Genomic DNA, 20,819 nt, shown 5'->3' with positions numbered 1-20,819 from the left:
GTGTATGCAGCATCATTCGGGGCTAGTGATCCTGAGTGAGTGAAAGCGGAGCCCGAAGAGGCTCCGCATTTCATCTCCCTTCTATTGTTTCTATCTTGGGTTTAGTTACAATTTTAGAAAACTACTGTTTCCAAGTTATTGAAAAATATAGTTAATTTACGGCTTTTTCTTGTTTTCTCAAGTTGACCCATGGTAACTGTGACTCATCCGAATAGTTGCGACGATGGAACAACAAAACAAAGGTTCATACGATGGCCGATTTCAATGGCACTGACCAATCCGACAGCATTCAAGGCACTGACGAAAATGACTTGATCCTTTCACGCGAGGGGAGCGACACCATTTCAGGTGGTGCTGGTGATGATGACCTGTTGGCTGGCGAGGGTAACGATTTTGTTTTTGGTAATGATGGCAATGACACAATCCTAGGCGAGGACGGGAATGATGACCTGTTTGGTGGCGCTGGGGAGGATGTCATTGACGGCGGCACGGGTTCAGACCTGATCAACGGGGCCGAAGGCTCTGATACGTTGATCGGGGGAGACGACAACGACATATTTTATAACGTCACTGCAGGTGATCTGATTGATGGTGGTGAAGGGGGCAATTCCGATTTTGACCGCATCAACCTAGAAGGATCCGCAGAAGAAGGCGGGCGCTTTGTTGTTGAGTTTAACGACGATGATCCTGAGAGAGGCACCGTTCAGTATTACGATGCCGACGGGAACGACGCAGGGCAGATCTCCTTTAAGAACATCGAAAAAGTTGTTCCGTGTTTCACACCCGGAACGCGTATCGCGACACCGCGCGGCGAAGTTTGGGTTGAAAACCTGAAAGTAGGGGACCGCATTGTCACGCGTGACAATGGGCTTCAGGTGATCCGCTGGATCGGAACACGTGACATGTCGGCGGACGAACTTTCCACTGCCGAACATCTGTGTCCAATCCTGATCCGGCAGGGCGCGTTAGGCAATGATCTGCCAGAGCGTGATATGATGGTTTCGCCTAACCACAGAATGCTGGTGGCAAGTGATAAGACAGCGCTGTATTTTGAAGAAAGCGAAGTCCTTGTAGCGGCCAAACATCTCACCGGACTGCCGGGTGTTTCGATTGTGCATGATGTCGCGACGACCTACATCCACCTGATGTTTGACCAACACGAGGTCATCCTGTCAGACGGCACATGGAGCGAAAGCTTTCAGCCGGGTCTGCAATCACTGGCAGGCGTTGGAAATGCGCAGCGTACGGAACTGTTTGAGTTGTTCCCATCACTTGGCACACATGAAGGCGTCAAAGGCTACATGTCTGCGCGCCGCAGCCTAAAGGCGCATGAGGCAGCATTGCTGGTTAAGTAATGTCACGGCGTGCGCGCCAGTCTGCCCATGCTTCAGGCGTGTCCAGATCAGTGCGCGCATGATCCGCAGGAAGAGGGATGAACTGTGTTTTATCGCGGTTCTCCCTAACCACTGCGCTACCGCCCTGATCACCGCTAAGCGCGGATAGCTGTGGCAGTAAGTCTTTGTGGAAAATGATGGGGTGACCGGGGTCTCCGGCTTTGGTGACGGCTCGCCAAATTTTCACGTCCGACTTGAAATTCACCTCATTCAGGATGGTAATCATGTCGCCTTCGGTGATGTCGGGCATATCAGCCAACATCACCATGACGCCAGTTGCTGCATCTGGCACAGCTAAGATACCTGCACGCAAACTGGCATTCATTCCCTCGGCGGCGTCTGGCACAGGTACAACGGTCACGTTCAGGTCTTTGATGGTGTCATATCGGGGGTGTGGGCCAGCGGGCAATGTTACCAATACTTCGCAGCCGGTCCCAAGCGCTCGTAAAACCTGACGGCGCAGCAGAGCCACGCCATCAACGTCTTCCATCAATTTATCGCGCCCTTGCATCCGGCTGGACGCGCCCGCAGCAAGGACCACGATAACAATCATACTAGCCACGCATCCGCGCGCCATCTGCGTCAAACAGCGGCGTGGTGATCAGGCGGGCAGGGCGCATGTGGCCAAGGATTTCGATTTCAACTTCCAATCCATCTTGCGCTTGCGGTGTCGGGACAAATCCTTGCGCCACAGACTTTTGCGCATGGTGAGAATACCCACCCGATGTACAAAAGCCAATGACAGTGCCGTCCAGCCAGATCGGCTCATAACCCTGCACATCAGCATCCTGAGCATCGACCTCAAACGCTACCAGTTTGCGCGCAGCGCCAGTTTCACGTTCTGCTTCAGCAGCGGCGCGGCCAATGAAATCAGTATTTTTCTTAAAACTGATAAAGCGATCAAGGCCTGTTTCCGCTGCCGTGTAATCAGGTCCAAATTCCAGCAACCAACCGCCAAAGAATTTATCTAAACGCAGCGACATCATGGCGCGCATACCGAATGGCGTCATGCCCAGCGGTTCGCCTGCGCCCCACAGGGTTTGCCATAGCTGGCGTTGGGCCATGGAATCGCAGTAGATTTCGTAGCCTAAATCACCCGTGTAACTGACACGTTGCACCAAACAATTTGTCATGCCGATGGTCATTGAGCGCACATCAAGGAATTTCATCGCAGCTACATCATCCAGCGTACAAGCCTGCAATACGTCACGTGCCAAAGGACCCGCGATTTGAAACCCTGTACGACGATCCGAGATGTTCTCGATATGCACGCCGTCCTGAGCATTCATCGCAAACCAACGGCTGTGAAAATCCTGTGCACCGTATGACGCCGTGAGCTGGAACAGCTCGGGCGCGAGGCATGAGATTGTGAAATCCCCGATCAGTTTACCCTTGGGGGAGAGCATTGGCGTAAGGGATAGACGCCCCTGCGCTGGCACACGCCCTGCCATGATCCGGTCTAGCCATTCGCGGGCGTATGGACCTGAGACCAGATACTTCCCGAAGTTCTGCACCTCGTTGATGCCGACCGTTTCGCGCACCGCGCGGACCTCACGGCCTGTGGCCTCGAACGCATCAGAGCGCCGGAACGATGGTGTCTCGTAGGTTGGCTCATCGTCCTTGGCGAAATAGTTCGCGACCTCAAGACCAAATTGCTGGCCCCAAACCGCGCCCATATCGCTAAAGATGTCATACATCGATGTGGTCTTGTGCGGACGCGCAGCAGGAAGTTCTTCGTTGGGGTAGGAAACGGAAAAGCGTTTTTGGTAGTTCTCAATCACTTTCGGCAGCGTATAACCCGGTGAAATCCACTTGCCAAAGCGCGCTACGTCCATCGCAAACACATCGCGCTCTGGCTCGCCCTCAATCATCCATTGCGCAAGGGTTAGCCCCACGCCACCGCCTTGGCTAAAGCCCGCCATAACACCGCAGGCGGACCAGTAGTTGCGCAGACCGGGCACAGGGCCAACCAGCGGATTACCATCAGGGGCAAAGGTAAACGGCCCGTGGATCACATTCTTGACGCCAGCGCGTTCTAGGTCGGGGAAACGGCGGTAGGCAAAATTGACGCTCTCTTCGATCTTGTCAAAATCATCCGCCAGCAGGTCTTGGCCAAAGCTCCAAGGGGTGCCGCCAACGGCCCAAGGGCGGCAGGTTTGTTCATAAAACCCGATGCAAAGGCCCATACCTTCTTGGCGCAGATAGGATTCGCCCGCAGGATCCATCACATGGGGATGCTCACGCCCATCGGCCATCATCTCTTTGATAAGAGGCACCTCTTCGGTTACGAGGTATTGGTGCTCCATCGGATGCAGAGGCAGGTAAACCCCCGCCATGGCACCCACTTCGCGCGCCCACAGCCCACCTGCGTTCACGATATGCTCGGCGTGAACCGTGCCCTTGTCTGTCACCACATCCCATGATCCATCTGGGCGCTGGTTTGTCTCGGTGACCATGCAGTGGGTTTCAATGGTGGCCCCGCCCATACGTGCAGCCTTTGCATAGGCATGTGTCGTCCCTGAGGGATCAAGGTGGCCATCCAGTGGATCATAAAGGCCGCCGACAATCCCATCCAGATTTGTCACTGGCGCAATCTTGGCGATCTCTTCTGGCGTCACGATTTCGGTCTCAAGACCCATAAACCGGTGCTTGGCGCGTTCGGCCAACAGCATGTCAAAGCGGTCTTGGTTGTCGGCTAGGGTCACGCCGCCCACGTGGTGTAATCCACAAGACATGCCTGTGATCTCTTCCAGCTCTTTGTACAGTTTGATCGTATAGCCCTGCAGCGCGGCCATATTTGTATCGCCGTTCAGCGTGTGAAAGCCACCAGCCGCATGCCAGGTCGAACCTGATGTCAACTCGGAACGCTCAAGCAGCATCACATCAGACCAGCCCAATTTGGTGAGGTGGTACAGGACCGACGCGCCAACAACACCGCCCCCAATGACTACGACCCGAGATGTGGTTTTCATGTCTGCTCTCCGTGTTTGTGTTGTGCAGAGCTTAATCAGCCAAGGGATGCTGCCTAGACGGTTTACGACAAAATGTGTCGGTTATGTATTTTGAAGTGCAATGCTTGCGTCACTGTTTCTCAAAGTGTTCCGCCATCGGGCCAGTTTTTCCAATGATTGTTAGGAACTTCGGACACTTTAAAACGATCCAAATTCCCATCTTCTAGAATACGGGCGAAGCTGTTGAAGGTCCTTGTCTGGCTAGGCATCTGACTTGCCGCCAAATCAGGGTGATGCCAGTCATCAAGCATCAATATTTCCCGCATCTGAGGATCAACGCTCACGCGTCGCTCTATTTCTGTGCCCAAGACATCGGTGCGATGCTTTTCGGCTAAGAACCTACACACTTCGAAGATGGCGGTTCTGTCGCTTTCAAGTTCAATTCCTGCGGCCTCGATATCGGCTCTTTCAGGGGTGCCCATTTTGCGTTCTCTCAGATCCAAAATACCATTCGAAACAACGTGCTCAGGCTCGTCTTGGTCAATCCAACTGGTGTTGGATATTGGCCAAAATTTCCGCATATCAGTGTTTGGCTTGTTTGAAAGATAGGATTGATAGGCATCAAGTGAGACATAGTCTGAAACTGAATTTCGGTTGTGTAGCCTATTAGAAATAGTTGTGATTGTTAGGTCCGGCTCGCCGACCCTTGGTGAGAACCCAAATGTTTCAATCACAATGGCCCAACAATCGGTTGAGCCGTATAATGATAACCTTGATGCGGCCAAGTAAATGTAGCCGTTATCCAGCATTGGAAACTGAAAATCGGCTGCTGATTTGTCCAACGCACTTAAGATATCTCTTGAAGTGAACGGGCGGTTGGGGCGTTTTTTAGAAAGGCTAAACATACCAAAAACGGTGTCAGTTAAAGGTTGTGTACGCAAGGCGGGGAGAGTGGCAAAGGTGATCTCTTTGTTGAAGAGCGACAAATCATGTCGCGAAATGGATATCGGCGGTGGCAAATGGCCGTCACGGTAGGGGAGTAACATTCCACCGTCAGGACAGATTTCATGCGCACCCATGCCCAAGCCGTTATCATCGGAGGCGGCGTTATCGGCTGCTCCATTCTGTATCACCTCACCAAAATGGGATGGTCTGACGTTGTTTTGCTAGAGCGCGATGAGCTGACATCAGGCTCAACTTGGCATGCGGCGGCCAATATTCACGGGCTGCATGACAATAACAACATCACGCGCATCCAGAACTACACGATGGATCTGTATAATGCGCTTGAGGCTGAGACAGGTCAAAGCTGTGGTGTATTCCAGCCCGGATCGCTGTATCTGGCGCAAACGGAAGCGCGCGAACATCAGCTGCGCCTACAAGCGGCCAAGGCGAAATACTATGGCCTGAACTTTCATGAGGTGAGCCGCGATGAGGCCGAGCGTCTGCATCCGCTGGTCGATTATGACGGCATTCGCTGCATCATGTTTGAACCCTCAGGTGGTAATGTAGACCCGTCAGGTGTGACCAATGCCTATGCGGCAGGTGCCCGCCAAAACGGCGCTGAGATCATTCGCTTTTGCCCTGTGACGGGAACCGAGCAGCAGCCAGATGGCACATGGATTGTGCGCACTGAAAAGGGTGATATCCACACGCAGTGGATTGTGAATGCTGCTGGTCTGTGGGGCCGTGAGGTGGCTGCAATGGCAGGGATCACATTGCCGCTGCAACCAACAGAGCACCAGTATTTTGTGACCGAAAGCATCGCAGAGATCGAAGGGCTTGATACGCGCCTACCATCCGTTGCGGACCGTGACGGCGAATACTACCTGCGCCAAGAGGGCAAAGGCCTGCTGGTTGGTGCCTATGAAAAAAACATGGTGTTCTGGGCCGAAGACGGCACGCCCCAAGGGTTTGGTCATGAGCTGTTTGCCGATGATCTAGAGCGGATTGAGGACAACATGATGCGCGCGATTGAGCGTGTTCCTGTTGTGGGGACCGCAGGGATCAAACGGGTGATCAATGGCCCGATGATCTGGTCGCCCGATAGCAACGTTTTGTTTGGTCCTGTGCCTGAACTAAGCAATTACTTCTGTTGTAACGGCATTATTCCCGGGTTCAGCCAATCAGGTGGCATGGGTCTGCTGGCAGCGGATTGGATCGTCACTGGTGAAACGCGCTATGACATGTTCGCATGGGATGTCGCGCGGTTCGGTGATTGGGCTGACAAAGCCTTTACCAAGGCAAAGGTAGGTGACCAATACGCCAACCGTTTTAAAATCCACTTTCCAAATGAAGAACGCAGTGCGGGCCGTCCGGCGCGGGTGCGTCCGATCTATGACACCCAACGCGATATGGGGGCGGTGTTTGGCCTGAATTATGGCTGGGAGCATCCGCTGTATTTCGGTGACACGGTTGGTGCCGAGGACCAGACACATGGTTTCACCCGCCAGCCATGGTGGGATGTGGTGGGGCGCGAGTGCAAAATGCTGCGTGAAAATGCTGGCATCATCGATATCTCGAATTTTGCCAAATACATCTGCAAAGGCCCAGGCGCTGAGAGCTGGCTGAACGCGTTATTCGCCAACAACATGCCGCGCGAAGTAGGGCGTTCGTGCCTAACACCGCTGATCGGGAAACGCGGCGGGATCGCTGGCGATTTCACAGTCACGCGATTGGCCGAAGATGAATTTTGGATCATTGGGTCCGGCATGGCCGAACGCTATCACCAACGGTTCTTTAAGGAAGTGCCGCTACCCGCGGGTACAACATTTGAAAGTCGCACCAACGATATGTGCGGGTTCAACGTGGCGGGGCCTAAATCGCGTGAGATGCTCCAACGCCTGACCAACACTTCACTTGCGACGCCGGATTTCCCGTTTATGCGCTCCAAGTGGATCGAGCTGGGTGGCGTGCGTTGCCTAGCGCTACGGGTGTCGTTTACGGGCGATCTGGGGTGGGAGCTGCACTGCGCGCAGGGCGATCAGCCCGCGTTGTTTGCGGCCTTGATTGCTGCGGGCAAGGATGTCGGCGCTGGCCCTGTGGGCAGCCGCGCGTTGATGTCGTTGCGCGTTGAAAAAGGTTACGGTTCATGGGGGCGGGAATACAGCCCTGAGTATTGGCCGCAGGAGGTTGGCCTTGCGCGTCTGTGTAAGTTGGACAAATCGTTCCTCAACCGCGATGCGGTTGCGGGGACTATGGAGAACCCTGCACGTGAAGAGCTGGTGTTGCTGGAACTGGACGCAAGCCAGACGGATGCATCAAATGCGGATGCCACAGGCGGTGAGCCGATATTTAAAGACGGTGTTGGCATCGGGCGTGTAACGTCAGGGGCTTATGGCTATTCGGTTGGAATGTCACTGGCATTGGGGTTCGTCAAAGGCGTTGCCGCCGGAGATACAGTTGATGTGATGGTGCTGGGTGTCGCGCATAAAGCGACCGTTCTAGCAGAACCGCCCTTTGATCCCAAAGGCCAACGCTTGCGTGCATAGGCGAATGCTTGGCTCGAAAGGGGCCAAGCGTTAAAGCAGGCGTCAAACAGCGGTGAGATTAACAGGCTGATCGATACCGAGACGCTCGAGAAGATGGGCGGATCGTCTGCTGTGCAATGCACTGGGTTGCGGATCAAATACAGAATAGGACTTTGATGTTTTGATTTGATTTAGTGATAACGATATGAATTTAAATGGTTTTTTCAGAAATTACATCCGTAGGATGGGCCGATTATAAATGCTCCGTGTCTGTCAGGCGAACTTGTTTTGAAATCAAGAAACAGGGTTTGTTGATGCCCAAATTCCTGAAGACAGGGGGCGAAACGGAAATTCTAAAGCCTTCCTGGGTGATTATGTAGACGGCAGCACAGTCCGATTAGCGGACATTGGTTCATGCCACTAAAGGGAGCCGTTAAAGTGGGCGCATCTTCAGTTGGGTGATCCTGTTGCCTTCACGGTTCAGAACCTCAAATCGAAAGCCGTGGAACAAGAACACCTGACCACTGGTCGGGATCATCTGGGCCTCGTGGATGACCAAACCAGCAACTGTGTTGGCCTCTTCGTCAGGCAGGTTCCAATCGTTGGCGCGGTTGAGGTCGCGAATGGTCATGGCACCTTCAACCAGATATTGCCCTTCAGCGTCGGTCTTCACGGCATTTTCCGCCAGCGGATCAAATTCATCCGTGATTTCACCCACGATCTCTTCGAGGATGTCCTCAAGGGTGATCAAGCCCTGAAGCGAACCATATTCATCCACCACCAGTGCAAAATGCGTGCGACGGTGCAGGAACTGGCGCATCTGCTCGTCCAGCGTCGAGGTTTCGGGAACGAAATACGGCTCCATCGCCACATCCGAGATGTCGAATTTCTTGAGCGCGGCAGCGTCGCCTTCGGGACCACCAATAAGCTTGTACATGGCGCGCAGCAGGTCTTTTGCGTGGATCACACCAACGATGTTCTCTGGGTCATCGCGGTAGACGGGCAGGCGGGTGTGATTTGATTGCAGACACTGTTCCAGAATATCGGCCGCTTCATTCCCCGCATCAATCATCTCGATGCCGGAACGGTGCAGCATGATCTCTTCAACAGCGCGTTCGCGCAGGTCAAGCGCCCCAAGGATGCGGTCACGGTCTTCTTTTTCGACAACACCCTCAGAGTGGCCCAACTGCAGTGCGCCTGCGATCTCTTCGCGCACCGCAAGGATGTTGCTGTCAGGATCAACCGAAACACCCATGATACTAAGCATGCCGCGCACCAACAGGCGCACAACACTCACCACAGGTGCAAACACATGCACCACAAGGCTGATGGGGCCAGAAACAAGGGCGGCTGCACGCTCGGCGTTGGTGATGGCATATGTTTTGGGAAGCACTTCGGCAAAGACAAGCACCAACAAGGTCATAACCAGCGTGGCCAGTGCTACGCCGCTTTCGCCAAACAGCCGTGTGAACAGGGCCGTCGCAAGGGAAGCGGCCAAGATGTTCACCAGATTATTTCCCAGTAAAACAGAGCCAATAAGCCGCTCGTTATCCTCTGTAATCCGCAGCGCACGCTTTGCGCCTGTTGATCCCTTGTCTGCCTGCATGCGTAATTTGCCGCGCGACGCAGCCGTCAGCGCGGTTTCTGATCCAGAGAAAAAGCCGGATAGAATAAGCAGAAACAGAATGATAGCGATCGAAATCCAGAACGCTGTATCGGGCGTTGCCTGTGGCAAGTCCATGTGGGAAACCTCTCCGTGGTAATCCTATCTGTTATGGGGTTTGGCCCGAGCGCATTCAAGGAGGAGCAGGCATGAAACACTGCGAATTAGGTGAGTTGAACGGTGATGTGTTGCTGTTTGGTGGTCCCTATAGCAATTTGCAGGCCTGCAAGGCCGTATTTGCCTTTGCCAGTGCTGCAAAAATCGCACGTGATCACGTGATTTGTACGGGTGATGTTGTGGCCTATTGCGGCGCTCCAGCGGCCAGTGTCGCCGCGATCCGCGCCTCAGGCTGTGCGGTTGTTGCAGGTAATTGCGAAATACAGCTGGCGCAGAATGCAGATAACTGCGGCTGCGGTTTTGAAGAGGGTACCGCCTGCGACCGCCTTAGCGTGGCATGGTACACCTTTGCGCAATCTAAGCTGGATGCAGAGGCAATAGGCTGGATGAAGACGTTGCCGGATGTGGCGACCTTTACCCATCATGAGAAACGTTATGCCGTGATCCACGGCGGTGTGCGCGACGTGGCCCAATTCATTTGGGAAACAGACGAAGACGCGGTATTTTCCAGTGAATGGGATGCATTAGAGAGGGTCACAGGGCCTGTTGATGCCGTGGTTGCCGGACATTCGGGTTTGCCTTTTATCCGCCAGACCAGCAGAGGTGCGTGGCTCAATGCGGGGGTGATCGGGATGCCACCCCATGACGGCAGCACACAAACGCGGTTTGCTCGCCTTACGGGCGGCAAGATGCAGATTGAGATGCTGGAGTATGACGTTTCAGGTGCTGTCAGAGATATGGATGTTGCAGGATTGCCAGCTGATTACCGTGAGGCCCTGAAAAGTGGTTATTGGCCGTCTGAGGATGTTTTACCGGATGATTTGCGCGTCGCGGTTTCAGAGAGCGGGTGATGCTCTAGTACCAGCTCGGACAGGCGTTCTTCCAGAACATGGGTGTATATTTCTGTTGTGGCGATATCGGCGTGGCCCAGCATGGTTTGGATCGCGCGTAAATCGGCGCCACCTGCCAACAGATGCGTTGCAAAGGCGTGGCGTAACGTATGCGGGGTGACCTTGCTGGGATCTACACCAGCGACCACGGAAATTTCCTTGATCAACAGATAGAAACGATGCCGCGTCAGATGGCCTTCCTTGGCGCGTGATGGAAATAGAAACTTTGAGGTTGGCAGTTTATTTGCGACGCGTGTGGCTTCATTTTCGTCCCGCATGCGGATCCACAAAGCCATGGCATCACGGGCGTCAGGCGAAAGAGGGACCATCCGTTCTTTTCCGCCTTTCCCAAGGATCAACAGCAGGCGGGGATCACCGCGCGTGGCACTCACGGGAAGGCCAACCAGCTCGCTCACCCGCATGCCCGTGGCATAAAGGAGTTCCATCAAACATGTATTGCGTACGCGGTCCTTATCGTTACGCCCAAATGAACGGGCAGCAGACAGCAGGCGATCAACTTCCTCAACAGAAAGAACTTTTGGTAGCTTCTTGTCCAAACCGGGGCCTGTGATCTGGATGGCGGGGTTGTCGCTGCGCAGACCCTCTTCAAATGCAAATCTATACAGTTGCTTTACCGCAGACAGACGTCGTGCGCGGGTGGATTTGGCAAGGCCCTGCGCGTCGCAATACACCAGATATTCCTCAACATCAGTGCGGCCCACCAGATCAAAGGTGCAATTCTTGCGTGCCAGCCATCCGTCAAAATCTTTTAGATCGCGGCCATAGGCCAGCAATGTATTTGTAGCCGCGCCCAGCTCGGCGGCCTGCGCTTCGAGAAACATAGATATCCAGGAGGAGGGAGCACGTGTGTTCATGGTGTTCGTTCTAACAATAAGATTTGTAAGGCGGCGCGGCGGGCAGTGTCTTCCAGACCCAAAGCGCGCAGGGTGCTAAGGGCTTCGCGCAGCGCGCGGGTGTCCCCCCGTGCGCCATCACGTAAAGATCCAAGGGTTGCAATCAGCGCTTCACCTAGGCGTTCAGATTTTGCCAATTCTAATAGTTCAGTGTTTGGCGTCGGGGTTGTGAAAGCATCGTGGATCGCGCGCGGAACTGCAGCTGTAGGCGCATCACTAGCGCCTTCGCCGACTGCAACAGCCCGCAATAACGCGGTGTTTGGGCCCAAATCAAGATCATCCTTCAGCGCCAATGCAACGGTTTCATACGCCGGAGACAGTAATCCCATACGCTCTTTTATAACGGCTGATGTCCCCTTCAGCTCAAGCCCTTCAAGACGTTCTTGGAAAGATGTCGCAAAGCTAACTTCAATCTGGGCGGCTTTCATCTCGCGCCATGCAGCAGGCAGTGTTTTTGCTACTGCATCAGCACTCCCTGTTGAAAGCGCTGTATCAAAGCGCTGGACAGCACGCACTCGATCCCAAATCCCGCCAGAGGCGGCAGGCTTACGGTCAGTATAAAGGCCAAGAAGATGGTTGTCAGGCAGCGCACCAACACGGGTCAACCGCTCGGCTGCTTCAAGTTGTGATTTCCAGCCCGCGACATCGCGCAAATCCGCAACGGCATAGGCGCGCGGCAGCGGGCTGGTGGACAGCGGCTCTCCGATTGTTTCAAAGAGACGAAAGGTGAGGGGATCAATTTTGCGCGGCGTCGGCAGTGCACGCGCATCATCAAAAAGATCAGGGTTCAGAAAGCGGTCCAACACATTAAGCTTTTCACGGGGCATCAAGGATAATGCCTTGGCTGAGCCAAAGGTCAGCATCGCCGTATCCCAATCGCCGCCGCGGGCTGCACAAAAAATCTTAATGGCGGCGTCTTGGGTAAGGTAGGGCGCACGCGACAGCGCACCGCACGGGGTGTCTTCGGTGCCGACAAGCATGCTCAGCTGGGACCAAACATCAAATAGGGTACGTGAGGTTTGCGCACCCGCCTGTTCGATCAACGCCAACGCAGGGTCAACCGCACCCAGAGATTCCAATTTTTCCACACGAGCGAGGGTGAGGGTATCTTGTGCGTTGGCGGCTCCGGTAGGGGGCGACGCCTCGGTAAGTAACAAAGTGAAAAGCAGTGCATTGCCAGCAGGTAGATCCAACTCTGGCAAGGATTTGATCTGACGGGCGATGTGGGCTGCGTCACTGCCAGACCATAGATCGGGTTTTATTCCAGTCACTGCAGGGGGCACAAGGCCAACATTGTGCGCAATCCCTGTGGCCAAGGGGCTAGTGGTGATCTTGGGGGCCGTGCCGCTTTCTGTAACTGCGGGTTCATCAAGGGGCACCGTCGTAGGCTTTTTGGATTGTGGCGAGGGCGCACGCGGCAGCGCAATCTGCGGCGTTGGTTTATTCAGCCAGTCAATCACTGACAAAGGTGTGCGAGATTCTGCATGTGCAGAGCATGCAAAAGGGATAATTATTCCGATTACGCTGGCGCGTAAGCCCATCCATACATGGCCAGACATGCTGTTACTGCCCCTGCAGTGTGACAGGCATCCGAATCTCTTGCGCCGCAGGAGCAAAGTCTATCCCGAGTTCAGGACCAACATAGGCGAACCCGACTAGTCCAATAAATCCAATAATCGCAAGGATAAACAAAAGCTTAAATAGTTTGCCTAACATGAAATCCTGCCTGATTTGCCAATATTTTCTTAAACTATATATGGCCTTTCCAGTAAGATCACGTCATTCAGAGACAAATGAGTGAAATTGATCAATCCACGGCTAACATCCGCCGACCCAACCCGCGCTTTCGTCTGAAAAAGACGGTGGCCTTGGTGGGTATGATGGGGGCTGGAAAAACCGCTGTAGGGCGCGCTGTTGCGCTCAAGCTGGATGTACCTTTTCTGGACAGCGATGCCGAGATCGAAGCGGCAGCAAACCTGTCCGTCCCAGAGATTTTCCAGCGAGACGGCGAAGTGTTCTTCCGTAGACGCGAAACAGAAGTAATCCGCAGGTTGCTTGAGACTCAAAATGGTATCCTATCCACAGGTGGTGGCGCATATCTGGCCGAATTAAACCGCAAGAACATCACCCAAAGTGGTGTTGCGCTGTGGTTGGATGCACCCCTTGATCTGTTGTGGAGCCGTGTGAAAAACAAAGATACGCGGCCTTTGCTGCGCACTGATAATCCGCGTGCAACTTTGGCTGAGATTTTTGCCGCCCGCACACCGATCTACAAACTGTCCGAGCTGTGTGTCGCGTGCGCTGCCGAGTTGTCGATTGATGCAATGGCCGAACGGGTGATTGATACGCTGCTAACGCGGCCTGACGTGCTGGAATTGATTGATGAATGAACGTGTACATGTCGCCCTGCCGGGGGGCGCCTATGATGTAGAAATCGGACCGGGCCTGCTTGCAAAATCGGGCAGCTTTGTAGCGCCTTTGTTGCACCGCCCCCGAGTGGTTGTGATCAGCGATGAAAACGTGGCGGCTCTTCACCTTGAAACATTACGTGCTGGATTGGCGTCGGAGGGCATCAGCATGGAGGCGCTGTGCCTCCCTCCCGGTGAGGGGACCAAATGCTGGGCCGAACTGACCCGCTGTGTTGAGTGGCTCCTTGATCAACAGGTTGAGCGCGGCGACGTGGTTGTTGCCTTTGGGGGCGGTGTGATTGGCGATCTGGTTGGGTTTGCGGCGTCCGTTTTGCGGCGTGGCGTCCGTTTTGTACAAATCCCCACATCGCTGCTGGCGCAGGTAGATAGTTCAGTTGGCGGCAAGACAGGGATTAACACGCACCACGGCAAGAACCTTGTTGGTGCGTTTCACCAGCCCTCGTTGGTGTTGGCGGATACCGCCGTTTTGGGCACACTAGAACCGCGCGACTTTCTGGCAGGCTACGGCGAGGTCGTGAAATACGGTTTGCTGGGGGACGCCGCGTTCTTTGATTGGCTTGAACAGAAGGGGCCAGCATTGGCTGACGGAAATGGCGCCGTACGTGTTGAGGCTGTGCGCCGTTCGGTCCAAATGAAAGCCGACATTGTGGTGCGCGACGAAACCGAGCAGGGCGAGCGCGCGTTGCTGAACCTTGGCCACACCTTTGGTCACGCGCTTGAGGCGGCAACGGGCTATTCCAACCGCCTGTTGCACGGTGAAGGTGTTGCGATTGGCTGTGCCATGGCGTTTGAACTGTCATCGCGTATCGGCCTGTGCTCCCAAGAAGCGCCAAGCCGCGTGCGGGCGCATTTGCGTACCATGGGCATGAAGGTTGATCTGGCTGACATCGAAGGCGACCTGCCGGATGCCGACGCGCTGTTGGGGCTGATGGGGCAAGATAAAAAGGTGGTCGAGGGCCAGCTTCGCTTTATCCTTGCCCGTGATATTGGCGAGGCGTTTGTGACTGGTGACGTTTCAAAAACGGATGTGCTGGCTGTTCTGAAAGATGCGTTGGCCCAACGTTAGGCGTTTAATCACTCGGTGTGGTGCCGCCAGTGAAACACGACATTAGTCATGGGATTCACACACTCTATCACCCTCATTGGATTAGATGAGAGGCGCTCGCCGATAATGCCTTTGCCCGTTAAGGAAAATATCTTGGGATATTATGGGCCATCTTTATCTGCTTTCACAAAGTCACCAGACGCACTAGGCATCCCTATCGCAGCAATTTCAGGACAAATCATGGCGCAAAAAGCCACTATTTATAAAGTTGAACTTTCCGTTTCCGACATGGATCGTCACTATTATGAGACCCATAAACTGACCGTTGCTAAACATCCTTCCGAAACGGATGAGCGGTTAATGGTGCGTCTTCTCGCTTTTGCGTTAAATGCCCATGAGCAATTGGAACTGACCAAAGGCCTCTCCACAGATGACGAGCCAGACATTTGGCAAAAAAGCCTGAGTGACGAGCTGGAGTTGTGGGTGGCTTTGGGACTTCCTAGTGAGAAGGTTGTGCGTCAATCCTGTGGCAAAGCTAGCAAGGTGATCGTCTATTGTTACGGCGGCAGGACGGCTGATGTGTGGTGGGAGAAGATCAAAAACAGCACCACTCGGTTTGACAACCTCTCGGTTATAAACTTTTCAGAGGATGACACCCGCGAACTGGAAAAACTGGCAAGTCGCGGAATGAAGCTGCAAGTAAATATTCAGGACGGCGATGTGATGGTCAGTGCTGATGACGGCATCGTTTACGTCACCCCAATCAAGTTGAAAGATAGCGCGTAGTTGACCTAGGTTGGCTGTATTGTCAGCCCAGCGTGTGTTGTGTGATCTGCCCCTATCCAAAAAGTATGGCGGGGCAGATCTTAGTCAGAAGTTAGAACTTTTACGTTCTGTGGGTGTTGCGGATTAGAACGGGATTTCGTCATCCAGATCACGTGCACCGCCGCCGCCTTGGTTGCCGCCGCCCTGATTACCGCCACCTTGGTTGCCGCCACCTTGATTGCCACCGCCGCCATAACCGCCGCCTTGGTCATATCCACCACCGCCACCGCCTTGGTCGTAGCCACCACCACCGCCACCTTGGTCATATCCACCACCTCCGCCGTCACGACCGTCAAGCATGGTCAGCGTGCCGCCAAAACCTTGCAGGACAACTTCGGTTGAATAGCGGTCTGCGCCGGATTGATCCTGCCACTTGCGTGTTTGCAGCTGGCCTTCGATATAAACCTTGGAACCCTTTTTCAGGTACTGCTCGGCGATACGGACCAGACCGTCGTTAAATATGGCAACGGAATGCCATTCGGTCTTTTCACGGCGCTCGCCAGTGTTCTTGTCTTTCCAGTTCTCTGACGTTGCAATGCGCAGGTTGCACACTTTGCCGCCATTCTGAAAGCTGCGCACTTCAGGGTCGCGCCCCAGATTGCCGATAAGAATGACTTTGTTAACTGAGCCGGCCATGCTGCTCTCCTTGTTGGTGTCTTGGTTTATGTGTGTTTCAGTATCGGCCGAATCTCGCCGTACCAGTTTGGCGTCTTATAACGGGATCGCGGGGCAGGCACACTTGCTTTATCATGGGGAGCGAAGGCTTGCGTATCAAGGTCTGGTCACGGGCTGCATGTCTGATATAGTGCCAATCAAACACGATGTTGAGGGCTGATAGCAAGATGCGCATAGCAGTAGTGGCTTTGATTGCAGGAACGTTGAGCATTGGCTCGCCCGTTTCGGCAGATATTTTCTCGTCCAAAAACCGCAGCAAACTATTTGCGACGCAAAAGAAGCTGCTCGATACCCGTGCTTCCAAACAATACCACAGCTCTGCTCGTCTGCAGCCGCCGACGGTTGTAACGCCAACCAAATGGGACGATGGCAGCGGCGAGAAGGTTAGGAAATACCGCGGCCGCTATAAAGGGCCGTTTTTGGCCATGGCCCGGGCCGCAGCGGATAAGCATGGCATTCCACAGGATCTTTTCCTACGTCTGGTTCATCAAGAGAGCCGCTGGAACCACAAGGCGGTTTCGCATGCGGGGGCGATTGGCCTTGCGCAATTGATGCCGGGAACGGCCGCCTTGTTGCGGGTTGATCCTACAATTCCCAAGCAAAACCTTGAGGGTGGCGCACGCTACCTCAAGCAGCAGTATAATGAGTTCGGAACGTGGCGTTTGGCGCTAGCCGCCTATAACGCGGGACCGGGTGCGGTAAAGAAATACGGTGGAATTCCACCCTACCGCGAGACAAAGAACTACGTTCGCATCATCGCGGGCAGCTGATTCTAGGTCTATTGCCGCTATATCTGTGTATTCTTTGACATGAGATTGTGGCGAAGATTTTACTCAATACCCCCTTATTTTATGGGTGCACGAAGCGGCTGCGGGGCAATAGTGTTCACGTAAGCCATATTCGCATCCCTATTTTGCCTAAATCTGGCCCAAATGAAAAACGATACATTAACCATAGTTAATATGGACAAGAGCAAATCCTATGAGCCAAGACCTTTTCAACCAACGCATCGCACGGATCAACAACCATGCAGGGTATGGGAAATCTGAAATGGCGACGGGTGAAGGGGTTTCTAGCTCCATGTTTAGTTCTCCGTCAATGTCCGCCGATACACCCACAGTGCGCCGCAACATCAAACCGATGCTGATGGGTGCTGTCTTGGGGATGATTGTTGGTACAATTGCGGCAGGTCTGGAAAACCCTGAAATGCCTTGGGGTCCGGGATTTGAATATAACGAAATGATCGTCATGCCGACGTTGTTGGCCTTGTGTGCCGGCCCAGTGATGGCAATCGCAGGCAGCGCAATGCGCAACCGCTTCCCATCGTTCTTCTTCTTTGCCGCGGCCTATTTCCCCTGTGTGATTGCAATGGCCCTGATGGATTTGCCACTGTTCTGATCTGGGAGAGAGTCCGAGGTCATATTCCGGACAACAGCTTAGAGGTCAGCATAGTTTTTTTCGCGTTTGTATCGATGGATAGTCAGCTTAGAGCGCCTTTCGACGCTTCTAAACCCTCGTTGCAATGACTACGTGATGTGCATGATGAAGAAGTTTGTTTTGGCAGTGGCTGCGGCCCTAATAATTCCGTCGTCGCCCGTGTTCGCCGAAAAGGTCGATGTGGCGACTGAAATTGTATCTTGCATCAACGCGGCGAACGATCACGTCGAACTTTTGCGCAAAGAAACTTGGCATCTGTCTCAAGCGGTACTTGAACTTCCATATGAACACGAGCTAACGCGATTAGCTGACGGTTTCTATTTTTTCCACGGTAGGAGGCTTGGGTATCACGGGACTTGGGCAGCTTTTCTGGATATTTCTACGAGTGAATGGTTTGCTTATGAAACAAGGAACCAAGATGATGAACTCCTCATATTTGCAGCGAGTTTTGTGCCGCCCGAAGTTATTTCAGCATTGGGCGAGTGCAACGTAAGGTGGGGCGGTTTTTGGATCGACGAATATCCAATTGTCGTTCTCGACCCTCCCGTTCCCACCCCATTGTTAAAGGCACAAAGGCTACCAAAGAACCCCTCAATCAATGGAGAAAATTTGTTGCCGCCAATTGTTGAAGCCGACTAACCGAGCTGCGTTTTGAAGGTAACTTGGTCCAAAAAGCCAACATCCATAAGCTTCAGTCGGGGCTGGAATTATTCGAAGACGAAGTTGAACGAACCGCGCGTACTTCTGTCGGATGTTCAATTGAGATCAAGATTGTTTAGTGGGGCTTTTACGAAACTGAGCGGCCAAAAAGTTGACCGCTCAGTTTCGCATTCCTCAAACCTTACTCTGCCGCGACATCGCCCATTTCGATAACAGGTTCCATCCCGTCAAATTCTTCCTGACTGAGGTGACATTTGACCTGATGATCGCCGTCCAGCATTCGAACAGGTGGGATTTCGGTTTCGCATAGGTTACCAGGTACCCGTTCTTTCCAGCGACAGCGCGTTTGGAACGGACAGCCGGGGGGCGGGTTCATGGCGGAGGGGATATCGCCCTCCAGCACGATGTGCTTTTTCTTTACCTTTGTGTCGGCAATCGGCACCGCAGATAGCAGTGCTTCGGTATACGGGTGATAGGGCGGGTTAAAGACCTGATCGGTTGTCCCCAATTCCACCACATGGCCCAGATACATCACCATCACACGGTCGCTGAGATAGCGCACAATGCTGAGGTCATGCGAGATAAACAGCAGGGTGGTTTTATGTTTGCGTTGGATTTCCATCAGCAGATCGGTCACCGCCGCCTGTACGGATACATCCAAGGCTGATACCGGCTCATCCGCGACAACGATCCGCGCATCCCCAGCAAAGGCGCGCGCAATGCCGACACGCTGCTTTTGACCACCCGACAGTTGACGCGGCATACGGGTTGCAAATTCGCGCGGTAGTTTCACCAGATCGAGCAGCTCTAGCATGCGCTGCCAGCGTTCTTTTTCATTCTTCCCGATTTTAAAGATTTCCAAGGCGCGCACAATCTGACGGCCCACGGTCATCGACGGGTTGAGGGTATCAAACGGATTTTGGAATACCATCTGAATGTCGGCGACATTCTGGGTGCTACGCTCTTCGATCGGGACGTCACCAATGCTTTGATTGTCCAGCATGATGGTGCCGTCTGTGGCGGTTTCCAGCCCCATCAGGACCTTGGCAAAGGTGGATTTGCCGCAGCCGCTCTCACCTACGATGGCCAGTGTTTCACTTTCGCGCGCTTCAAAGGTGAGGGTTTCGTTGGCTTTGACCACTTTGGTATTGCCACCGCCAAACATCGCGTTGGCCGCCACTTGATAGTATTTCTTGAGGTTGTCCATTTTCAGAACAACTTCTCCGATCTCACCTTTGGTTTTCACCTCGGCCAGTTCTAGCGGCGCTTGCCAGTCTATCTCGTCGAATTTCAGACAACGCGTGGCGTGACGGTTATTGCCGGGCACGTCCTTCATGGTGATGTCACCCTGATCACAACGCCCTGCTTCAAAGTAGTCACAGCGTGGGCCAAAGTTACAGCCATTCGGGCGTTCATGGGGCAGGGGGAAGTTACCCGGGATCGCGACCAGTGGGCGGGCATTTTTGTCAGCCCCCGGCAGCGGGATTGAGCGGAACAAAGCCTGCGTATAGGGATGCTGCATTTCGTCAAACACATCCTCAATTGAGCCACGCTCAACTGCTTCGCCAGAATACATTACGCAGATGCGGTCACAGGTTTCTAGGACCAGACCAAGGTTGTGCGAGATGAACAGCATGGAGGTGCCGTATTTCTTGCCCAGATCCTTGACCAGTTGGACCACAGCGGCCTCAACTGTCACATCAAGCGCGGTTGTGGGTTCATCCAAAATCAGCAGGGAGGGTTCCGACATCAGCGCCATCGCAATCACGATACGCTGCTGTTGGCCCCCAGAAAGCTGGTGGGGATAGGATTCCAAGATGCGCGCAGGATCGGGGAGTTTTACGTCTGTGACCACCTGCAATGCACGTGCGTTTGCTTCTTTTTCGGACATGCCAGCGTGGATCATGGGGACTTCGGCCAGCTGTTTACCAATCTTCATTGCAGGGTTCAGCGAGGCCATGGGTTCTTGGTAGATCATCGCAATTTCACTGCCGCGAATGTCTCGTAGTTCGGCGTCGGACATCTTACTTAAATCTTGGCCTTTGAACTTGATCGAGCCGCCAACAATGCGGCCGTTCTTGCCCAAATCCTGCATCACGCCCAGCGCCACAGTGGATTTACCGCACCCGGATTCACCCACAAGGCCCACGGCCTCACCCGGTTTCACCGAGACAGAAAAGTCCATCACCGCAGGGATTTCGCGCAACCGTGTAAAGAACGAAATCGAAAGCTTGTCGATCTCAAGGATAGGACCATCATAATCGGTCTTTGGCATCTTGTGTCTCCTTATGGGGAGGGCCGCAAAACAGGTTTGTCTCGTCGGCCATAAATGTCGGGGAGGACCAATGA

Annotated in this window: 18 protein-coding genes; 9 read left to right on the top strand and 9 right to left on the bottom strand. The window is 53.8% G+C overall.

The window, feature by feature from the left end; translation table 11 throughout:
• Positions 1-251: 251 nt before the first annotated feature.
• A complete protein-coding gene (locus V7775_RS16155) occupies positions 252-1,355 on the top strand; it encodes a Hint domain-containing protein (protein WP_335752935.1) in 1,104 nt (367 codons plus the stop codon).
• Here the strand turns inward: V7775_RS16155 and V7775_RS16150 are convergent.
• From V7775_RS16150 to V7775_RS16140, 3 genes are all read right to left on the bottom strand, one after another.
• Positions 1,348-1,947, bottom strand: coding sequence for a nucleotidyltransferase family protein (locus V7775_RS16150; RefSeq protein WP_335752963.1), 600 nt, complete (start codon positions 1,945-1,947; stop codon positions 1,348-1,350). The two genes, V7775_RS16155 and V7775_RS16150, sit on opposite strands and share 8 nt — an antisense overlap.
• A gap of 1 nt (position 1,948) precedes the next feature.
• Positions 1,949-4,366: a GcvT family protein gene (locus tag V7775_RS16145; protein WP_335752934.1), complete on the bottom strand. Its 2,418-nt coding sequence runs from the start codon at positions 4,364-4,366 to the stop codon at positions 1,949-1,951.
• Between the two features lie 119 nt (positions 4,367-4,485).
• On the bottom strand, positions 4,486-5,424 hold the full coding sequence (locus tag V7775_RS16140) for a DUF7003 family protein (RefSeq protein ID WP_335752933.1): 939 nt from the start codon (positions 5,422-5,424) through the stop codon (positions 4,486-4,488).
• Between V7775_RS16140 and V7775_RS16135 the strand changes: the two genes are divergently transcribed.
• A complete protein-coding gene (locus V7775_RS16135) occupies positions 5,413-7,836 on the top strand; it encodes a GcvT family protein (RefSeq protein WP_335752932.1) in 2,424 nt (807 codons plus the stop codon). The genes V7775_RS16140 and V7775_RS16135 overlap by 12 nt on opposite strands.
• A gap of 412 nt (positions 7,837-8,248) precedes the next feature.
• Here V7775_RS16135 and V7775_RS16130 read toward each other — a convergent pair whose 3' ends face one another.
• Positions 8,249-9,556: an HlyC/CorC family transporter gene (locus tag V7775_RS16130; RefSeq protein WP_335752931.1), complete on the bottom strand. Its 1,308-nt coding sequence runs from the start codon at positions 9,554-9,556 to the stop codon at positions 8,249-8,251.
• A gap of 71 nt (positions 9,557-9,627) precedes the next feature.
• On the opposite strand from V7775_RS16130, the gene V7775_RS16125 reads away from it, so the two are divergent.
• Positions 9,628-10,446 (top strand): metallophosphoesterase family protein, encoded by an 819-nt coding sequence (locus V7775_RS16125; protein ID WP_335752930.1) that lies wholly within the window; start codon positions 9,628-9,630, stop codon positions 10,444-10,446.
• On the opposite strand, the gene V7775_RS16120 is transcribed toward V7775_RS16125, so the two are convergent.
• From V7775_RS16120 to V7775_RS16110, 3 genes are read right to left on the bottom strand one after another with little or no spacing between them, the layout of a single operon-like run.
• Positions 10,383-11,360: a site-specific tyrosine recombinase XerD gene (locus V7775_RS16120; RefSeq protein WP_335752929.1), complete on the bottom strand. Its 978-nt coding sequence runs from the start codon at positions 11,358-11,360 to the stop codon at positions 10,383-10,385. The genes V7775_RS16125 and V7775_RS16120 overlap by 64 nt on opposite strands.
• Positions 11,357-12,958: a hypothetical protein gene (locus V7775_RS16115; RefSeq protein ID WP_335752928.1), complete on the bottom strand. Its 1,602-nt coding sequence runs from the start codon at positions 12,956-12,958 to the stop codon at positions 11,357-11,359. Before V7775_RS16115 ends, V7775_RS16120 begins: the two co-directional genes overlap by 4 nt.
• 4 nt (positions 12,959-12,962) lie before the next feature.
• On the bottom strand, positions 12,963-13,115 hold the full coding sequence (locus tag V7775_RS16110; RefSeq protein ID WP_335752927.1) for a hypothetical protein: 153 nt from the start codon (positions 13,113-13,115) through the stop codon (positions 12,963-12,965).
• Between the two features lie 77 nt (positions 13,116-13,192).
• Here V7775_RS16110 and V7775_RS16105 point away from each other — a divergent pair, with 77 nt between their 5' ends.
• The 3 genes from V7775_RS16105 to V7775_RS16095 all read left to right on the top strand — a co-directional run bounded on the left by V7775_RS16105 (position 13,193) and on the right by V7775_RS16095 (position 15,659).
• Entirely contained in the window at positions 13,193-13,789 is a 597-nt protein-coding gene (locus tag V7775_RS16105; RefSeq protein ID WP_335752926.1) for a shikimate kinase, read from the top strand.
• The gene (aroB, locus tag V7775_RS16100; RefSeq protein WP_335752925.1) at positions 13,782-14,894 is read left to right on the top strand and encodes a 3-dehydroquinate synthase; all 1,113 of its coding nucleotides are present in this window, start codon (positions 13,782-13,784) and stop codon (positions 14,892-14,894) included. Before V7775_RS16105 ends, aroB begins: the two co-directional genes overlap by 8 nt.
• A 219-nt stretch (positions 14,895-15,113) precedes the next feature.
• Positions 15,114-15,659: a YaeQ family protein gene (locus V7775_RS16095; protein ID WP_335752962.1), complete on the top strand. Its 546-nt coding sequence runs from the start codon at positions 15,114-15,116 to the stop codon at positions 15,657-15,659.
• Between the two features lie 123 nt (positions 15,660-15,782).
• Here the strand turns inward: V7775_RS16095 and ssb are convergent, their stop codons facing one another.
• Entirely contained in the window at positions 15,783-16,334 is a 552-nt protein-coding gene (gene ssb, locus V7775_RS16090) for a single-stranded DNA-binding protein (protein WP_335752924.1), read from the bottom strand.
• Between the two features lie 206 nt (positions 16,335-16,540).
• Here ssb and V7775_RS16085 point away from each other — a divergent pair, with 206 nt between their 5' ends.
• From V7775_RS16085 to V7775_RS16075, 3 genes are all read left to right on the top strand, one after another.
• Positions 16,541-17,143, top strand: a complete 603-nt coding sequence (locus V7775_RS16085; protein WP_335752923.1) for a lytic transglycosylase domain-containing protein — start codon at positions 16,541-16,543, stop codon at positions 17,141-17,143.
• Positions 17,144-17,354: 211 nt separating this feature from the next.
• Complete coding sequence (locus V7775_RS16080) at positions 17,355-17,771, top strand: hypothetical protein (protein ID WP_335752922.1); 417 nt, start codon at positions 17,355-17,357, stop codon at positions 17,769-17,771.
• A 144-nt stretch (positions 17,772-17,915) separates the two neighbouring features.
• Positions 17,916-18,449, top strand: coding sequence for a hypothetical protein (locus V7775_RS16075; protein WP_335752921.1), 534 nt, complete (start codon positions 17,916-17,918; stop codon positions 18,447-18,449).
• A 202-nt stretch (positions 18,450-18,651) separates the two neighbouring features.
• Here the strand turns inward: V7775_RS16075 and V7775_RS16070 are convergent, their stop codons facing one another.
• Positions 18,652-20,745 carry an ABC transporter ATP-binding protein gene (locus V7775_RS16070; RefSeq protein WP_335752920.1) on the bottom strand — a complete coding sequence of 698 codons (2,094 nt, stop codon included), beginning with the start codon at positions 20,743-20,745 and terminating at the stop codon, positions 18,652-18,654.
• Between the last annotated feature and the right edge of the window lie 74 nt (positions 20,746-20,819).

It is taken from the genome of Sulfitobacter sp., assembly GCF_036960155.1.
In the GTDB taxonomy this organism is placed as follows: domain Bacteria; phylum Pseudomonadota; class Alphaproteobacteria; order Rhodobacterales; family Rhodobacteraceae; genus Sulfitobacter.
Note: the sequence above shows the minus strand (reverse complement) of the source record. Positions and strands in the feature narration are given on the sequence as shown.